Below are 269 nucleotides of genomic sequence, written 5' to 3'. Positions count from 1 at the left end.
ACGGGCCGCGACGTGGTGGTCGACCCGCGCGTCAAGGGCACGATGAACCTCGTCACCGACCGCGCGATCCAGCCGGCGGCCGCCTTCGACCAGTTTGCCGCGGCGCTGCGCCTGCGGGGCTTCGCGTTGGTGGAAGCCGACGGCCTCTACAAGGTGGTGCCCGAGGCCAGCGCCAAGCTGCAGAGCAGCACCGTCAACACCTCCATCAGCGCCACCGCGTCGAGCGGCAGCAACCAGATCGTCACGCAGATCTTCCGCCTCAACTACGA

At 68.8% G+C, this 269-nt stretch carries 1 pseudogene; it reads left to right on the top strand.

The annotated features are described in order from the left end of the window. Nucleotides 1-269 (top strand): annotated as a pseudogene (locus ACCD11_RS28410) (type II secretion system protein GspD); the annotation flags it as partial.

The sequence above is a fragment of the Variovorax sp. Varisp36 genome (assembly GCF_047304235.1).
Taxonomy (GTDB): domain Bacteria; phylum Pseudomonadota; class Gammaproteobacteria; order Burkholderiales; family Burkholderiaceae_C; genus Variovorax.
This window is presented reverse-complemented; position numbering and strand designations above follow the sequence as displayed.